Source organism: Dyadobacter sp. (assembly GCF_017744695.1).
In the GTDB taxonomy this organism is placed as follows: domain Bacteria; phylum Bacteroidota; class Bacteroidia; order Cytophagales; family Spirosomataceae; genus Dyadobacter.
This window is the reverse complement of record NZ_JAGIAS010000004.1, coordinates 41,988-57,856: the sequence shown is the minus strand read 5'-3', so window position 1 is coordinate 57,856 and position 15,869 is coordinate 41,988. Positions and strand designations below refer to the sequence as shown.

Annotated in this window: 16 protein-coding genes; 3 read left to right on the top strand and 13 right to left on the bottom strand. The window is 49.0% G+C overall.

Features of this window, described 5'->3' with window-relative positions:
• Nucleotides 1–2 precede the first annotated feature (2 nt).
• From J7619_RS16290 to J7619_RS16260, 7 genes are all read right to left on the bottom strand, one after another.
• On the bottom strand, nucleotides 3–2,348 hold the full coding sequence (locus tag J7619_RS16290; protein ID WP_291200530.1) for a TonB-dependent receptor: 2,346 nt from the start codon (nucleotides 2,346–2,348) through the stop codon (nucleotides 3–5).
• Nucleotides 2,349–2,392: 44 nt separating this feature from the next.
• The gene (locus J7619_RS16285; RefSeq protein ID WP_291200527.1) at nucleotides 2,393–2,770 is read right to left on the bottom strand and encodes a hypothetical protein; all 378 of its coding nucleotides are present in this window, start codon (nucleotides 2,768–2,770) and stop codon (nucleotides 2,393–2,395) included.
• Between the two features lie 72 nt (nucleotides 2,771–2,842).
• Nucleotides 2,843–3,976 carry a cytochrome-c peroxidase gene (locus J7619_RS16280; protein ID WP_291200524.1) on the bottom strand — a complete coding sequence of 378 codons (1,134 nt, stop codon included), beginning with the start codon at nucleotides 3,974–3,976 and terminating at the stop codon, nucleotides 2,843–2,845.
• Between the two features lie 20 nt (nucleotides 3,977–3,996).
• Nucleotides 3,997–4,827 (bottom strand): MbnP family protein, encoded by an 831-nt coding sequence (locus tag J7619_RS16275; protein ID WP_291200521.1) that lies wholly within the window; start codon nucleotides 4,825–4,827, stop codon nucleotides 3,997–3,999.
• A gap of 121 nt (nucleotides 4,828–4,948) precedes the next feature.
• Nucleotides 4,949–5,431 carry a hypothetical protein gene (locus J7619_RS16270; RefSeq protein ID WP_291200518.1) on the bottom strand — a complete coding sequence of 161 codons (483 nt, stop codon included), beginning with the start codon at nucleotides 5,429–5,431 and terminating at the stop codon, nucleotides 4,949–4,951.
• Between the two features lie 10 nt (nucleotides 5,432–5,441).
• A complete protein-coding gene (locus J7619_RS16265; RefSeq protein WP_291200515.1) occupies nucleotides 5,442–6,107 on the bottom strand; it encodes a hypothetical protein in 666 nt (221 codons plus the stop codon).
• Nucleotides 6,104–6,586 carry a hypothetical protein gene (locus tag J7619_RS16260; RefSeq protein WP_291200512.1) on the bottom strand — a complete coding sequence of 161 codons (483 nt, stop codon included), beginning with the start codon at nucleotides 6,584–6,586 and terminating at the stop codon, nucleotides 6,104–6,106. Before J7619_RS16260 ends, J7619_RS16265 begins: the two co-directional genes overlap by 4 nt.
• Before the next feature lie 130 nt (nucleotides 6,587–6,716).
• Here J7619_RS16260 and J7619_RS16255 point away from each other — a divergent pair, with 130 nt between their 5' ends.
• The 3 genes from J7619_RS16255 (at nucleotide 6,717) to J7619_RS16245 (ending at nucleotide 8,567) form a co-directional block, all read left to right on the top strand.
• Nucleotides 6,717–7,340, top strand: coding sequence for a Uma2 family endonuclease (locus J7619_RS16255; protein ID WP_291200509.1), 624 nt, complete (start codon nucleotides 6,717–6,719; stop codon nucleotides 7,338–7,340).
• Between the two features lie 120 nt (nucleotides 7,341–7,460).
• Nucleotides 7,461–8,141 carry a MotA/TolQ/ExbB proton channel family protein gene (locus tag J7619_RS16250; RefSeq protein ID WP_019944977.1) on the top strand — a complete coding sequence of 227 codons (681 nt, stop codon included), beginning with the start codon at nucleotides 7,461–7,463 and terminating at the stop codon, nucleotides 8,139–8,141.
• Nucleotides 8,142–8,174: 33 nt separating this feature from the next.
• Nucleotides 8,175–8,567, top strand: coding sequence for a biopolymer transporter ExbD (locus tag J7619_RS16245; RefSeq protein WP_106595503.1), 393 nt, complete (start codon nucleotides 8,175–8,177; stop codon nucleotides 8,565–8,567).
• Between the two features lie 78 nt (nucleotides 8,568–8,645).
• Here J7619_RS16245 and J7619_RS16240 read toward each other — a convergent pair whose 3' ends face one another.
• The 6 genes from J7619_RS16240 to pyk all read right to left on the bottom strand — a co-directional run bounded on the left by J7619_RS16240 (nucleotide 8,646) and on the right by pyk (nucleotide 15,863).
• Nucleotides 8,646–9,674, bottom strand: a complete 1,029-nt coding sequence (locus J7619_RS16240; protein WP_291200502.1) for a Gfo/Idh/MocA family protein — start codon at nucleotides 9,672–9,674, stop codon at nucleotides 8,646–8,648.
• A 37-nt stretch (nucleotides 9,675–9,711) separates the two neighbouring features.
• Nucleotides 9,712–11,535 carry a TonB family protein gene (locus J7619_RS16235; RefSeq protein WP_291200499.1) on the bottom strand — a complete coding sequence of 608 codons (1,824 nt, stop codon included), beginning with the start codon at nucleotides 11,533–11,535 and terminating at the stop codon, nucleotides 9,712–9,714.
• A 20-nt stretch (nucleotides 11,536–11,555) separates the two neighbouring features.
• A complete protein-coding gene (locus tag J7619_RS16230) occupies nucleotides 11,556–13,121 on the bottom strand; it encodes a M56 family metallopeptidase (protein ID WP_291200496.1) in 1,566 nt (521 codons plus the stop codon).
• Between the two features lie 14 nt (nucleotides 13,122–13,135).
• Complete coding sequence (locus J7619_RS16225; RefSeq protein ID WP_015812834.1) at nucleotides 13,136–13,510, bottom strand: BlaI/MecI/CopY family transcriptional regulator; 375 nt, start codon at nucleotides 13,508–13,510, stop codon at nucleotides 13,136–13,138.
• A gap of 137 nt (nucleotides 13,511–13,647) precedes the next feature.
• Nucleotides 13,648–14,268 carry a Uma2 family endonuclease gene (locus J7619_RS16220; RefSeq protein ID WP_291200492.1) on the bottom strand — a complete coding sequence of 207 codons (621 nt, stop codon included), beginning with the start codon at nucleotides 14,266–14,268 and terminating at the stop codon, nucleotides 13,648–13,650.
• A 155-nt stretch (nucleotides 14,269–14,423) separates the two neighbouring features.
• The gene (gene pyk / locus J7619_RS16215; RefSeq protein ID WP_291200489.1) at nucleotides 14,424–15,863 is read right to left on the bottom strand and encodes a pyruvate kinase; all 1,440 of its coding nucleotides are present in this window, start codon (nucleotides 15,861–15,863) and stop codon (nucleotides 14,424–14,426) included.
• Between the last annotated feature and the right edge of the window lie 6 nt (nucleotides 15,864–15,869).

Sequence of the window (15,869 nt, the reverse complement as noted above, 5' to 3'; positions counted from 1 at the left end):
TGTTATTTTTTGCCGGTGAAAGTGTATTGCACGCCGAAAACGAATGTCCGTGGCGCCGCAGCATTGTAGGTAGTGCGGTCGGTGGCATTGTTGCCCCGGGTCGCATTGGTGGCGTAGAGCACGTCGGTAAGGTTGAGAACGTTGGTGAACAGTTCTACGCCTTTCCAGCTATACCCTAATCTCAGATTCAGGATGTCATAACCTTCGTATCGGACGGAATTGATCTGGTTCTGATAGTAGGAGGCTACATGTTGCCATTCCACCGACGACCGGAAGTTCCTGAACCATTTGGGGTAGTAGCTGAACTCGGTATTCCATAGCCAGCGCGGCGAAGAAGGCATATCCTTGCCATTTACATTCTTGACAGCGTCGGATTCACGGTTGCTCAGAATGAATTCCTCGTAGCGGTGAATGGCCGTGGTACCGCCAAAACGGAAGAAAAATTCCTTCGTCGGCTTGTAAGTCACGCCAAATTCCGCGCCGCGATGCAAAGTCTTGCCAGCCGATTGGTAGTCGTAAGAATTGTCCGGAAGCCGTACATTCAGGAGCTCGTTACGGCCATTCATTTGGTAGAATGCCAGGTCGATGTAAATCTTGTTGTCAAGCACGGACGCCCAACCACCGATTTCCGCATTGTTAAACTCAGCCGGTTTCAGGTTGTAGTAAAACAGATCGCCGTTTTCCGCGGGTACGGTACGTTTGCGGAACACCGAAGTCAGCCCCGGGGGAGAAAAACCTCTCGAATAGTTGGCATAAATCCCTTTTCCTTTACCTAGATCATAAGTCGCACCTATTTTCGGGGTAACCTTGCTGTATGATTTGCTGCCCGAAGTATTGTCGAGGAAATTGGTGTAGGTAAAAGACATCCGGTCGTAGCGCAATCCTGCCGACACGCGAAGTTTGGGCAAGAGCTCGAAATCATATTGGGTATAAGCTGCTGTATTCTTGATATCCGCGTCATAATCCGCGTTTTTAATGTCCGGGCGTTCTTTTAGGATCGTATACTTCTCCACCGACTTCCCGTCGGGACGCAACTGAGCTGCCAGGTCGATTTGGTAAGACCAGTAATTGGATGGCGAGAAATCGAAAACAGTGCCTGTGATCAATTTGGAATTAAGAAAACTGAAACGCTGGCTATGCTGGGCGAGTATGCCAAGACTTTTGAAATCGCTCGAATTGATCTCGCCCTTTGCGGTCGTTTGCCCGGAGATCCAGCGAATGCCGTAGTTCGGGTTTTGACCGTGCTCATTTTTCCTCGCAAAGGCTGTTACGAACGTCTGTGAGCCATTTTTCCAATCTTTTTCGAAGGTAAGCCGACTACGAAGTGAGCTCACTTTGCGGTAGGTAAAATCGGTTGTACTCACATATTGGCGTGAGTAAAATGCAAGGCTATCCACGCTGCCGCTGGTTTGCGAATCGTATTTGCTATAAGCCAGGGTGTAAATCAGGCGCGTCGATGGCGTGAAATGATATTCCAGCCGCGCATTAACCGCGTTTTTGTCGTAGTCGGAGCTTTTCATCCAGGCGTCGCGCTGGTTGGCGACGAACCCACCCACGTAAACGCCGAATTTGCCCATCATGCCGCCCGCGCCGTACTGAATGCGTTTGTAGCCCCACTGGTCGGCCTGCACGCCGATCTTGGCGGTTGGCAATATGGTAGGCCGCTGCGTGATAAAGTTGATTGCGCCGCCGACCGCTTCCGGGCCATAAATAGAGGAAACGGGACCCTTCACGACTTCCACCGAGCTGATCGCAAACTGGTTGAATTCCAGAATGGAGTTGTGGTTGAAAACCCCCATCGGGCGGATAGGCACGCCGTCTTCCATATAAAGAAAATAGGCATTGGTGGTGAACGGCTGGCGGATCGCCATCGAATGTTGCTCGTTGCCGAGATTCACCATCATCACGCCCGGCACCTTGTTCACGATTTCGTACATGGCCGTCGGTTTAGCCTCGTCGATCATGCGTGGAGTCAGTTTGGAAATAGCGATGGGACTCTCGGTACGCAAGGTAGCCTCGCGGTTGCCTGTCACGACTACCGATTGCAGATTTTCCGTGGCTGCGTCCAGTCCGATCTTGATGCTTTTGCCGTCTTCGATCCGGATCTCCCTGGCAGAAAAACCGATGCTGGAAATGCGGAGTACCGGGTTGGAAATTGTGCTGCTGAATGCAAAATGGCCGTTATTATCGGTTGTAGTGCCGAGATTAGCCGAAACGATCTGCACGGTCGCACCGGGAATGGGCTCTTTGGTCTGGGTATCAAATACATTGCCTTCGATGCCCTGCGCGAAAGCGGCGTGCGCGCATACATACAGGAATAGCGCCTGTAAAAATATTTTCAGGTTCATTATAATGCTTTAAGAGATTAAAATTCAGTTAGGTATCATGAATTTTATCTCCTGGGCGGGCGCAGCAATGTGGCGATTGGGGCTGAGTAGAAAAGTAACTGGTGGAAGAAACGAACCGGTTCACGGAATTCCGTGGCCTCCGGTTCAAAACGATAAAAGTAGGGTTGTGGTGTAAATAGCTGGATAACAGGCGTATTGTGAACTTTTTCCGAAGTCTCCTTGTCTTGCTTGTCTTTCTGTTGTTTGAGCTTTTTGGCCAGGTAACATTTGCCATCGCAATGGAGCTCAGGTCGTTTCCGGTTTTCGCAAAGCACTTTGGCAATGTATTCCCGGTTCAGTTTAAAATACGCGATCGTTCCCCACGGGCTGAGCGTGGGTAGCATAATAGCTGCGAGCAATATGTAGGCAATAACGGAGCGCATATTTTTTACTTCGGCTATCGGCTTTCAAACCTTCTTTTGGACAAAAAAGCCGACGGCCGATAGCCGAAGTCTCTAAAATGATGTCCCTATACCGGGATCGGAAAATCGTTTGTCTTTGATAAAATCGTCGTCATTCAATGTTTTCAGAAATGCAATGATCGATTGCTTTTCTGCGCTTGTCAGGCTGATCCCGCGCTTCTGTCCGGCTACATTGAGCAATGGGTCCAATGTGGGTGAAACGTAAATACTGTCCTTGCTGCCTGGCTTGTCGTTCGCATAATGGTCGAGCACCTGTTCCAGCGTGGTGAAACGCCCGTCGTGCATGTAAGGCGCGGTCAGGCCCACGTTGCGCAGGCTCGGTACCTTGAATTTCAGACGGTCCTCGGCATTCAGCGTAATGTTGTACCTGCCCTGGTCGTTGATCCGGTTGGGTACCAGGCCGTTATTTCTGAACTTCTGGTCTGTAAAGAGCTCACCCGCGTGGCATGAAGCACATTTTTGTTTGAAAATGGATAAGCCATCCTTCTCCTGCGCCGTCAGCGCGGATGCGTCACCTCGCAGGAAATAGTCATAACGGGACGTCGCCGAAACCATCGTCATCATAAACTGCGAAAGCGCTTGCATCATCCGGTCGGCCGTAATGCTATCGCTACCGAAGGCCGCTTTGAACATTTTGGGATAGTCCACTTGCTTGGTGGCTCCTGCTACCGGCGTTTTTTTTAACTTTTCAATTACATTACCGACCCGTTCGTCCATTTCTACCTTGTTCTGAATGGGTACGGGTGGCACCATATCCATATCATGCACGCCGCCATCCCAAAAGAAAGAGGTGTTCCAGGCCATGTTCTGTACAGATGGCGCGTTTCGAGTGCCAATCTTATCATCTACACCGTGGCTGAGGTCGTGGCCATGGTGGGTAAATGCAGCCTGCTGCTGGTGACAGGTACCGCAGCCGATATTGTCGGTTCGCGAGAGAATACCATCGTAAAAGAGAAATTTCCCGAGTTCGACGCCCTCGACCGTTAACGGATTTTTGGATAAATCGTAGACCGGATCAGGGAAATAGGAAGGTTTTGTCCATTGCAATGGCGTAGGCGTATTGTCCGACGGCTTAGGCCCCGGGGTGTCCGTGCTGCTCTTTTTACAAGAAACAGCCCACGCCAGCAATGCCACCCCAAAAAGCAATATGCCCGTAACCTTCCTCATTTCGCTTGCAACTGTGCTATTTAGTTGATCTTAATTTCTTTTACATGAAACATACCGGCGTAGTTGTCGGCGACGTACTTCGAAGAGTCGGTAAACATCAGAGATGAGCTCTTTTTGATGCTTAACTGGGTAGTGCCGTTGAAAACTTTCTGGACATCCGCCTGAATGAGCACGTTGGACACGATGCTTGTGGTAACGATCGCCTTCTGGCTGGGAAAAGTGAGTTTGACGGTCCGGAGGTTGTTGATCGTTCTTGCCGTTCTGCCTCCAAAAAAGCCAATGTGGTAATAGTACTTGCCATTCGGGGTGGTGGATGAATCCGAAGAGCCTTCCAGTTTCAGGAAAATATAGCCGGGATTCCAGTTCCAGTACATTTCCTCTTCATTGGTTGGTCCCGCATAGATGTCCAGAATGCCCTTTCGCCCGGGAGAATCCGGCTCCATCACGCTACGCACGCTATCGACGCCCACCGTGAATTCGATGCCGGTATAATCACCCGTCAGTACATTCCGGATCGTTAGTTTTTGCGATTCCTTATTTGCCTCGCGGATCAGGAAGTAGCTCGAATCCTGCGGTACGGTGAACACGCCGCCATCCAGTCTGATGAGTTTGATATTCGAGATGTAGTAGTTGAGCTTGCTAACCGTAAAATCCTCGCCCACCGCATTCATATATCGTGTGCTATCGAGTTGCAAATCTTTATCACCCACGATATTATCGAATTGCAACTGGATAGTGCCGGTTTCAATTGGATCGGTATCGTCTTTTTCGTCCGGGAAAGAGCACGAAACCATCAGCAACCCCGAGGCCAGCGCCCACGCAGACAGCCATGAAAATGTTCTTTTCATCATGTAATTTTTGTAAAATGAAGTTTGCACACAGCCCATAGGCCGCGCTTTGAGCCGGCAAAATGGCGAACAGAACCTGTTCCAGCTAATGATAGAACTGTAAACGGGGTGATTTTATGCTAAATCAAACGAGTGGCGGATGAAAAATATCGTCCACCGCCATGCGGGGTGTGAAGCAAGCGGCAAGGGAGAAAATCGTCCGCGGCAGCAGTTCCACCAAAACCGGTTGTTGCGCGAAGGAAAAATCCGTACGCTGGTCCATCACCTGGTCGAGCAGGCGTGACATGTAAGTTTTTTCGGCCTGGCGCTTTTCCTGTTCATCCAATGCAGCAATGCGTTTGGCGAGGTAGCATTTTCCGTCACAGTGCATTTGCGGCCGGTTTCTGTTTTCGCAAAGGTTTGCGACGATGTATTCGCGGCGGATCTCAAAATCCAGGTACAACAAAGGAATCACCCACACTTTGACCAGCATAAGGCCAAGCAGGCTGAGGGATATCCATTGTTTTGCAGAATTTCTCACGATATCAGAAACGAACAAACCGGGGAAATGGTGTTTGCGGGCAAAGGTAATGATGAATGAGCAGAAACGGTTGAAATATTGAAACATCCTGCCCCCGCTAGCGGATTTTATAATGAATTTGTAACGATAAGCCCCCGGAGTAGAGAAATCGGTTATTGAACCCTGCTGGCGTGTAGCCAAATCCCGGGAAGTACTGAACATAGGTGTCAGCCTTTGTCCGTCGCCCCATGACATTCCGGAACGTTAAACGCAGGAGCCAGTTATTCGCCAGCTTGAAATCAAACCCGAAATAGGCTTCGACGCCTAATGCGACATTATTCGTTTCCTTGAACCTGCCTTCATAGTCGCCAAATGTAGGGCCCTTAAAGCGGAATTTGCCGTCATAGCCGGCAATGGCAATCACCGGCCCGTAGCCGCCATAGATGATTCTTCGTGTGCTGCGCAAACGCCTTACCTCATACGCTGCGCGTACATATGTGCCCCTGAACGCCTGCGAAGGGTCAGAATCGACGTACTGGTGCGTCGATCCGGTAGCAAAACCCGCTCCCAGGTACAATTTCCGACCAGGCTTCTTCAAGTCCAGAAGGTAATACGGCTCGATGATCGCGCTGTTTCGAATGTAGTAGCCTTTGGAAAAAATGACGGAAGGCAGACTGTTTATCACATCAAGGCCAATGTAGGATGCTCTTCGTGCAAGCGTATCCTGCGCCTGTGTAATGAAGGATACCCCTATGAGCATCATTAATGATAATATTCTGGTCATAGCTCGACGTTGATTACGATTCCTGCACCCGGATCGTGACCTAGCCAGGGTTGTTCGCCTGGGAGGACGTAGGTGCCGTAATGGATATTGGTCTTGCTGAAAGTCGAGTAATAATGGCTTCCGCTTGTCGGTTCAAGCGCGTCGTTGATGAATCCGCAACCGCCTTTGTAGCGAAAAAGCCGTTGATAGTAAATGGAAAGCGTATCGGTCTGTCCGGTAAAACGGAAAACATAGGTAGTGGTATCGGAAGTGAGTGAGAGAGGGAGTGAAATTTGGTAGTTGGAACCGTTTAATGCGTCTTTCAACTGCCGTGTAATAGCCTCCTGGCTCACAGCATGCAATGCATAAACAGAATCCAGTTTCAACGAATCGCCGCGGAACCGGATCGTTGCCGAAAGCTCCGCTTGCGGACCGCAATCCGCACAGCTTTGTACGATCATTCCGGTCAACATCAGGATAACTGGTAAAAGATTCTTCATAGATGGGCCGGGAAGGTTTTGGATAAACGCGTAGACACATTTTCTTCAAACATCGTTGCCACAGGGTAATCGCTGTTTTTTAGCGTATTGAATCTGAATCAATAAAGGTGTATTTGATAAAAAACACACTATGGCAGCAGCACAAGCATTAGCAATTTCACAACCGACCATGTACTCAGAAGAGGAATATCTCCGGCTTGAAAACGACGCATTCGAAAAGAGCGAGTATTTCGAGGGACAGATTATCGCCATGGCCGGGGCCACGCCGAACCATAACCGGGTGAAGGAAAATATAGTTGGAGAACTCTATCCGATTCTAAAAAAGAACAAATCTTGCAAAAGCTGTTCGAGCGATCAGCGAATCCATATACCATCGAATTCGCTCTATACTTATCCAGACATCATAATCGTCTGCAGGCCCCAAAAATATGCCGAGCATGATCGTAACACAATTGTCAACCCGTCGGTGATTGTTGAAATACTATCGCCCTCTACCATGGATTACGATCGCGGCTTGAGATTCAGATTGTGCCGCGATATCGAAAGTTTGCAGGAGTATGTCACGCTCGGTTCACTGAGTGTGCAAGCCGAGGTCTGGCGACGCAATGCCGATAATCAATGGATACTGGCCGACGACGCTTTCTCCCTTACCGAATCTATAACCATTCAAACGATAGGCGCCACGCTGCAAGTGGCCGACCTTTACGACGGTACCGAGAATGTAAGCAGCCTGTTACCCCCGCTCAAAGAGTAATTTTCCTATATTTGCCCTTTAAACAATAAGGGGCATTTTGCTCCGTTTAAGATCAAAATTGTTTTTGAATAGAATCGACCTCTGTTTCATTCGCTTAACCATTCACTTTTTATTTCTGATATGATGCTTCTGCAAGCACTTACTGACTCTACTGCGGCTGCACCCGTCGCTGAGCAGGGCCTTTCTGTAATCGATTTGCTCGCCAAAGGGGGGTGGGTAATGTTGCCACTGGGATTGTTGTTCCTGGCGACGCTGTTCCTCATTATTGAACGTTTCCTGGGTATCGGTGCCAATGGTAAGATCGAGCCGCAATTCGTCGATAATGTGAAGGATTTTATTCAGCAAGGAAACCTGAAATCGGCTGAGTCGCTTTGCAGAAACCAGCGTAATGCTGCCGGCCGTATCCTGGAAAGAGCGATCGGTCGCATCGGTTATCCGATCAAAGACATTGAAACAACCATTGAGAATGCCAGCCAGATCGAAATCCAGCGTATGGAAGGAAATCTGCCTTACCTGGGGGTAATCGCAGGTATCGCGCCGATGCTCGGGTTCGTGGGTACGATTTCCGGTATCATCCGCATTTTCTACGATATTTCGATTTCGAATGACTTCAATATCAGTACCATCGCGGGTGGTATGTATGAGAAAATGATCACTTCCGGTTCCGGTCTGATCATCGGTCTGATTGCCTACGCGGGTTATCACTTGCTGAACATGAAAATCGACCGCTTTGCATTGCGCCTGCAAATGGCCGCGTCCGACTTTCTGGACGTACTTTCAAAGCCTGTTGCAGCAAAATAGATATTCAAGGGACAACCCATAACATTTTCCAATATGAAAATACGTCGGAAGAGCCGGTTTGCGCCGGAAGTGTTCACGCACTCGCTCAACGATATCATGTTCTTTCTGCTGCTATTCTTTTTGATCATCTCGACGATGTCCAATCCGAATGTGATCAAACTGATGCTGCCGAAGGCATCGGCTACGCAGCAGATGTACAAAAAACAGATTACGCTGTCGGTAGATGAGCATAAGGCCTATTTTATCGATAAAGAGCCTGTTCCTTTTGATAATCTGGAAACGCAATTGCAAAGTATTTTTGCAGGTGTGGAAGAACGTACCGTAGTGCTGCGGGTAGATAAGAACCTCGCTGTACAGGACCTCGTGGATGTGCTCGAAATCGGTGCTAAGAACGATATCAAAATGGTAATGGCTACGGCTAAATAAATTTAGAGAGAAAGGAAGAGGGAGGAAGGACAATGGAAAGGGTTTGAAGGTTTTGATCTTCAAACCCTTTTTCTGTTTCTATTGGTTTGCAGCGCTTTGATAAATCAGTTCCACGATGGATTGTAGGATAGCCCCTTGCTCTCCGTTGCAGATATTGGCGGGTTTGCCGTCGCAAAGATCCAGGAATGCAGTGGTGTTCTGCAATTGAGCGTCGGTATCAGCCAAATGCGGGAAGCGGATGTCGGCCAACTCGCCCGCGATTTCGGTGTGCACCGACAGCGGGAATAATTTGGCTCCGCCTTTTGTGCCGAAAACTTCCAGGTTGATCGTTTCCTCCTGTTCCATATTCAGGGCAAACGACGTGGATAAGGCAATGCTGACATTGCCCGGAAATGACAGATGTGCAAAACAGGCATCCTCAACTTCAAATGTAGCGGGGTTCCAGGCGCCTTTCAGTCCCTTTCCACCGGTCTTGCCAATGAAATCGTAGGTGTTCGCTACAATACGGGTGGGATGCTGGTAGCCTGTGAGGCCCAGAGCCAAATCGAGGATATGCACGCCGAGGTCGATCAGCGCACCGCCTCCCTGAATCGTTTTATTGGTAAAATTCCCCCATCCCGGAATCCCGCGGCGACGCAGGTAGTTGGCTTTGATATGGTAAATGTCGCCCAGGTTGCCGAGCGCATGATAACTTTTCAGCGTCGTATATTCCGGGGCATGGCGACGCTGGAAGTTGTAAGCCAGGGTTAAGCCCCTCTTTTGGGCCAGATCTGCCATTTCGCGTGCTTCGCTGGCATGCATAGCCGGTGGCTTTTCGCAAAATACATGGCAGCCGTTTTCAAGTGCCTGCATGGTAAATGGGTAATGCAGGTTGTTGGCAGTACAGTTAATCACAATGTCAGGCTTGCCTTCGCTCCGATACATTTCGTCGGGACTATCGTAGGCAAATGGCACACCATGTTTGTCGGCTAGTGCCTGGGCTTTGTGAATATCGCGGCTGCATATCGATACGGCTTTGACGCGATCGGATAATTTGGCCAATGCCGGAAGATGGTTCTGGTCGGCAATATGCCCGCCGCCGATGATAGCGGCTTTGAGGATTGACATAGAAAGAACAGGTTGCGTTTATTCTTTCAAATATCCGTTATTTTTCTTTGAGATACTTCCAGGAAGGCGTCGCGTATGCCCGGGATGTTACGCCGTAATTGGAATATCTTGCCTTATCGGTATTATTGTCGGCATTTCGATCGAATTTAGTTCTAGTGAGAAGCGTCCACGCTCCGCCATTGGCGATATCCGGCACTTTCCCGGATGCCGACAGGTCCAGCGTCCCATTCAGAAACGAGCCGATTTCATCCATCGTCGGAACTGGCGAGAATCCCTTGGAATTGAAATCCAGAAAGCCTTGTCGCTTGTCCTGATCGCCTTTGTCCAGTTTGAAATTGACTTCCAAAGTGTATTCCATTTCAACCGGTTTGCCGTTCTGTACCGCGGGATTCCATTTGGGCATTTCGTTTACTACACGAATAGCTTCCTTATCAATGCCATAGCCAATGTTTTTCAGGCTTTTGGCATTACGGATATCCCCATTTTTATCCACAGTGAAAGAGACGAGCGCGATCGCTTCCACATTTATTTTTCGCGCGGTTTCAGGATATTGAAGGTTCTGCATTAAATATTGCATCAGTGCTTCGTTACCGCCCGGGAACTCGGGCCGTTGCTCGATCACTTTCATGTCGTTGTTTTCGGAAGAGCGCTGAGCGCCAGTTGGAGCCGCAGTTTCGGCGCTTACCGGCTTCCCGACAACGACGGGTCCTGTGATTTGATTAACGGCCTTTTTCATGACTAGTAATAGCTCCGTCTGTGTACTCGCAACGGTCAATTCCAATGTTTGATAGGCGACGTGTGTGATCACCAATTTGGCATTTACCGGCACATTGTCCAGGTCAAACCAGCCATTTCTGTCGGTGGTCGTACCGCGGGTCGTTCCTGCGATAACGACGATCGCGTCTGCAACAGGCTCCTTGTTTTCGTCGGCGACATTGCCTCTCACACGGATGTTCTGCCCGGAGGAGGCATTCTCCATTCGGCTTACCACCTCCAACGGCGAACGTGACGCCGAGATGGCAAGCGAGCATACCACTATCGGCAGGACCAGCGCGTAGCGGGTCAGTAACCACCGTGAACTGCGTTTTTTGTAAATCATTTTGATCCGACTTTTTAGCAATGATGAATTGAAAAAGTGATTCGCTATTGCGATGTCCGGGCTACGCAAGGCATATGCGACCAGAAATGAGGCGTAATCGTTCCGGTTTGGCGCTGGTTGATCGGCCAGGTATTCGTGGACGGTCTCCATGGAGCGCTTGTAAAGCCAAACGACAGGGTTGACCCAGAAGCATATTTTCAACAGTTCGATGAAAAGGATGTCCGCAGTATGCCATTGCCGGATATGCTCATATTCGTGCCGGATGACCTCGTCGGGGTTGTGGCGATAATCGTGAGGGCTCAGAAACAACCAGCGAAAGAATGAAAACGAGCTTCCACCCCGATTACGGGCGTTTTCGGGCAGCATTACCAATGTATAGTCACCCATATCCATCCTTTCGCTCTCGCCTGCCATTTTGCGGAGCTTGAAAAGACCCGAGGCAAATTGCCATGCCAGGGCAAGCGTGCCGGCCGCATACAGTCCGCAAATCCAGGGTATTATGTTAAAGCCTGTTTCCGGTGTTGGGTTGGCGATCACGGCCACGGAGATCGTAGCTTTTTGATAGACCGCCTCGGGCACGTAGATAGTCCTGACCGGCTCGGCAAAATGGATAGCAGGCAATGCAAATGCAATCAGCAACGTGCCCAGCAGGTAAAAGCGGTTCCAGTGAAAGAAGGTATGCTTTCGAAACAAAAGCCAATAGCAGACATAAAACATCAGCCAGTATGCATTGACTTTTGCCAGATAGAGGAGCGTTTCCATGCAGGGCGCGTTACAGCGTGTTATTTGTCTTTTGTAATAATGGAAACCACACCGTTCGCACCTTTTGAACCATAAATTTTAGTAGCAGTTTCTCCTTTCAGGACGCTTATGCTCTTGATGGTGTTAGGGGCTATGTCGTCTGGTTTGAAGTTTTCTTCCATGGTTTCACCATTCAGAATGTAGAGCGGTTGATCTGCCGGGTTGGAAGTACCACGAATTGTAATCCTGCTGTCCGGGTCGTCTCCGGCCGTGAGGTCAGTCCTGTCTTCGAAAGTCTGAGCGAGCAGTGGTGCTTTCTCGTTGGTTTTTTGCGAGACTGGCTTGAACCCGACAATTGTTGTTTCATTGTCAATATTAGTGTCTTCGCCTACTTCTGCCAGCTGAAAATTAATGGGAACCGTAAATTTCACGCTGACGGCCTTCCCATCTTGTTTGCCTGGTGTCCATTTGGGGAATTTAGATATCACACGTACCGCTTCTTCGTCGCAGCCGTAGCCGATTCCCTTCAGAACTTTTACGTCTTTGATATCTCCTTCTGATGTCACGACGAAATTGACGAAGACCTTACCTTGTACATCAGCTTTGGAAGCCTTTGTGGGATACTTGATATTCCGCCCCAGAAACTTGAACATCTCTGCATTTCCACCCGGATATTCCGGTTGTACTTCCACCGCCTCCAAAACAGGGCCGGCTTCCATACGGTCACCTGACTTCACTGCTTCATTTTCCTTTGAAACCTGACTCTCGCAGCCGGCGACGAGCAATGCGCTGGTTCCGATCAGTGTTGCGGCAACCACATAGGTGCCGAGCATCCATTTGGATGTGCGATTCTTATAGATCATCTGAATACGGTTTTTTAATTGAGATGGTTTGAAAAAGTGGTTGGTCAGCGACGCGACAGGCGCATTGAGCGCATATGCGACGAGGAATTGGGCATAAAATTCACGGTTCGGGGCTTGCGCATCGGCCAGGTACTCGTGAATTTCTTGCAGTGACCGCTTGTACAGCAGCAGCACCGGGTTGAACCAGAAAATGGTCCTCATAATTTCAATCAAAAGAATATCGAGACTGTGCCGCTGATGCGTATGCACCATTTCGTGACGCAAAATGGCGTCGAAATGATTTTCATAGTCATTGCGGTTGATGACGATCCATTTCAGGAATGAAAAAGAACCCACCTGATTGGAGTCGATCAGGATCACCGTGCAATCTTCCAGTTCAATCCGCTCGCCGGCACGCAGGTATTGCACCAGTTGGGTAATGTTCTTCGTCAGTTGCGTAGCGGCTACGGCCAGTCCGGCGGCGTAGATCACCGTCAGGATTTGCATCCAGGTCCACGCTTCCGGTTCTTCCCGGGCCTGGCTGATCACCGTAAATGCCGAAGCATTCACCTGGTAGATCACGGGTAATTCGGGGGCGGAGGCGGGGTAAATGATCTCGGGTAACGCGAAAGCGATAAGCAGGGAACCCAACAGGTAACAGCGGTTCCATTGGAAAAATGTATGCTTGCGTAGCATCAACCAGTAACAGAGGTACAGCAGCACCCAGTAAAGGCTCACCTTGCCGATGTATATGAAATTTTCCATGGCTAACAGATGGTTTACTGGTCGTTTTTATGTTGGTTAATCAACTTCATGATCTCGTCGAGGTCTTTGGTATTGAGATCATTGTCCTTCACAAAAAAGGAAACCAGATTCGGTAGCGAATTATCGAAGTAATTGACCATCAGTTGCTTCATTTCGTGGCGTTTATATTCTTCTTCCGAAATGAGCGGATAATATTCGTGTGTTTTGCCGTAGGCGTTGTAACCCACCACCTCTTTCTTTTCGAGGATACGGATGATGGTCGACACAGTGTTGTAGGCCGGTTTGGGCTCCGGCATTTCGGCGAGGATGTCTTTGACAAATGCCTTTTTCAGCTGCCAGAGAATTCTCATGACCTCTTCCTCAGCCCTCGTCAGGTTACGGATTTCCATAATGTTTCTTTCTTTAAAATGGGTTATAAGTAATGGGTAATTCAAATGTATTACTATTTTGTTAGTTTCAAAACTATTTTATTAGTTATTGTAAGAAAATAAAAACCGTCACTGGGACATGTGACGGTTAACAGGTGTTACTGGAAGAATTTCGGCTCATTTTCGTCAACGTACCTTCCGATGTTATAGGACGCCCCTCCGAATATTTCAATTTCGACATCCCATGGAATCGTGTGCTGAGTGTGATCGTTTGCGGCAATGACGACTTTCTTGGGCTTCGTTAAGATCCATATGACTTTATCTGTCCCGAAATCCAATATCTTCTGCGTCTTTAACGCCATATAATTCTTTACGTCAAGCGCCTTTTCGAACTCAATGTTTAAGTCGACCTCAATCCAGATTTTTGGCGGCACCCGCGCGTATTGGTTTGTGATAGGAACGCTGCTTCGCTCAAAAATTAGAATATCGCCAGCTAGTGTGGTTCGATCGTTGAGGTAAACACCAGGCTCATTGGTCGCAATAAAATACTTGCGCCTATCAATCCCTTCAAATAGGGCACCAAGAATACATTCGATAACGATTGACTGTAAAGGACTACACCCCATGATATCTTCGATCGTCTTATCACCAGAAAGCACATCGCGGAAACCTTTATAGTAGTAGGGTTTTCCATCAATGATCTCACAGACCAGCGAAACCGGAATGTTTTCCGAGGAGTTTTCTGGGTAGGCTGTACCTGGTGTAGGTGAAGCTATCATAGTCTTATTGGTTAGCTCATAATCGAATATACAAAAATTAATCGCTGATATTCAATGCAATGTACAGGGTGACATGCTCGATGTGCAACCGGCAGAAAAAACGAAGGGCGACGGAATGTGATTCCGCCGCCCTTTTGGTATGATGCACGTAATGTTTACTCCACCACGCTCAACTTCACTGTGTTCGTCTTGCGCTGTCTCGAAACCGGCATGCTCAATGTGTTGATGAACACGTCGCCTTTCTGCAATTCACCTTTTTCGACGAGGAATGTTTTGATGTCCTCGATCAGATCGTCAGTCGAAACGCCCTGGTCGCGGTCGTAATAGAATACCTTGGTACCCCAGTACAATGCCAGCTGGTTCATCAGCATTCTGTTCGATGTGAAAATCAACAGATTCGCTTTCGGACGGTGGTGTGAAAGACGGAAAGAAGTGTAGCCGGAGCGGGTAATGCCGATGATCGCCGCAGCTTGCGTATCGCGTGCGAGACGGCAGGCGCTCATGACCACGTTGTCATTCAGTTTATAGGCGCCAGGGGTGTCGTTAACAGCCGCATGGTGTTTGAAATAAATGGTCTTGCTGGAAGCTTCCACTTTCAGGATTGTGTTGGTCATGCTTTCCACGGCCAGGATCGGATATTTACCCGAAGCCGTTTCAGCCGAAAGCATCACTGCATCAGCACCGTCGAGTACCGAGTTAGCCACGTCGTTCAGCTCGGCGCGGGTTGCGCGTGGGCTTTCGATCATAGATTCCAGCATTTGCGTAGCCACGATAACGGGCTTGCCGGCACGGTTACATTTCTCAACGATCATTTTCTGGATCATCGGAACCTCTTCGGCAGGAAGCTCAACCCCGAGGTCGCCGCGCGCCACCATGATAGCGTCGGTAGCTTCGATGATCTCATCGATATTGAGAATAGCCTCAGGCTTCTCGATTTTCGCCACAACGCGGGCCAGTTTGCCTTTGTTGGCGATATATTCCTTCACTTTCTGGATTTCCTCAGCCGTGCGGACGAACGACAAAGCGATCCATTCCACATTGTTTTCCAGGCCGAAGTCCAGGTCTTCGTAGTCTTTCGGGGTTACCGAGGGCATCGAAACCTTAGTGTTGGGCAGGTTAACACCTTTTTTAGATTTCAGGTAGCCTCCGTAGATAACCTCTGTAATTACATCAGTTCCTTCGATGCCTGTTACCAGTACTTCCAGTTTGCCATCATCCATCAACACACGGTCACCGATCTTCACATCATTGTACATCCCGTCGTAGGGCGTGCTCACTTTCTCGGCAGTACCCAGTACTTCTGTGTTGGAAAGAATGAGTTTTTTGCCGGGTTCGATCAGAACACCGTCTTTTTCAGCCACCAGACCGATGCGGATTTTGGGACCTTGCAAGTCTTGCAGAATAGCGAGGTTGAGGCCGTGCTCTTCGTTGATCTCGCGGATGTTGGTAAGTCTTTGCAGGTGGTCGGCGTGGGTGCCGTGGGAGAAGTTGAGACGGAACACGTTCACTCCTGCTTTGGCCAATGCATATAATGTTTCTTTCGATTCCGAGGCAGGGCCTACGGTTGCAACAATTCTGGTTTTTTTGGAAGACATAAAGTT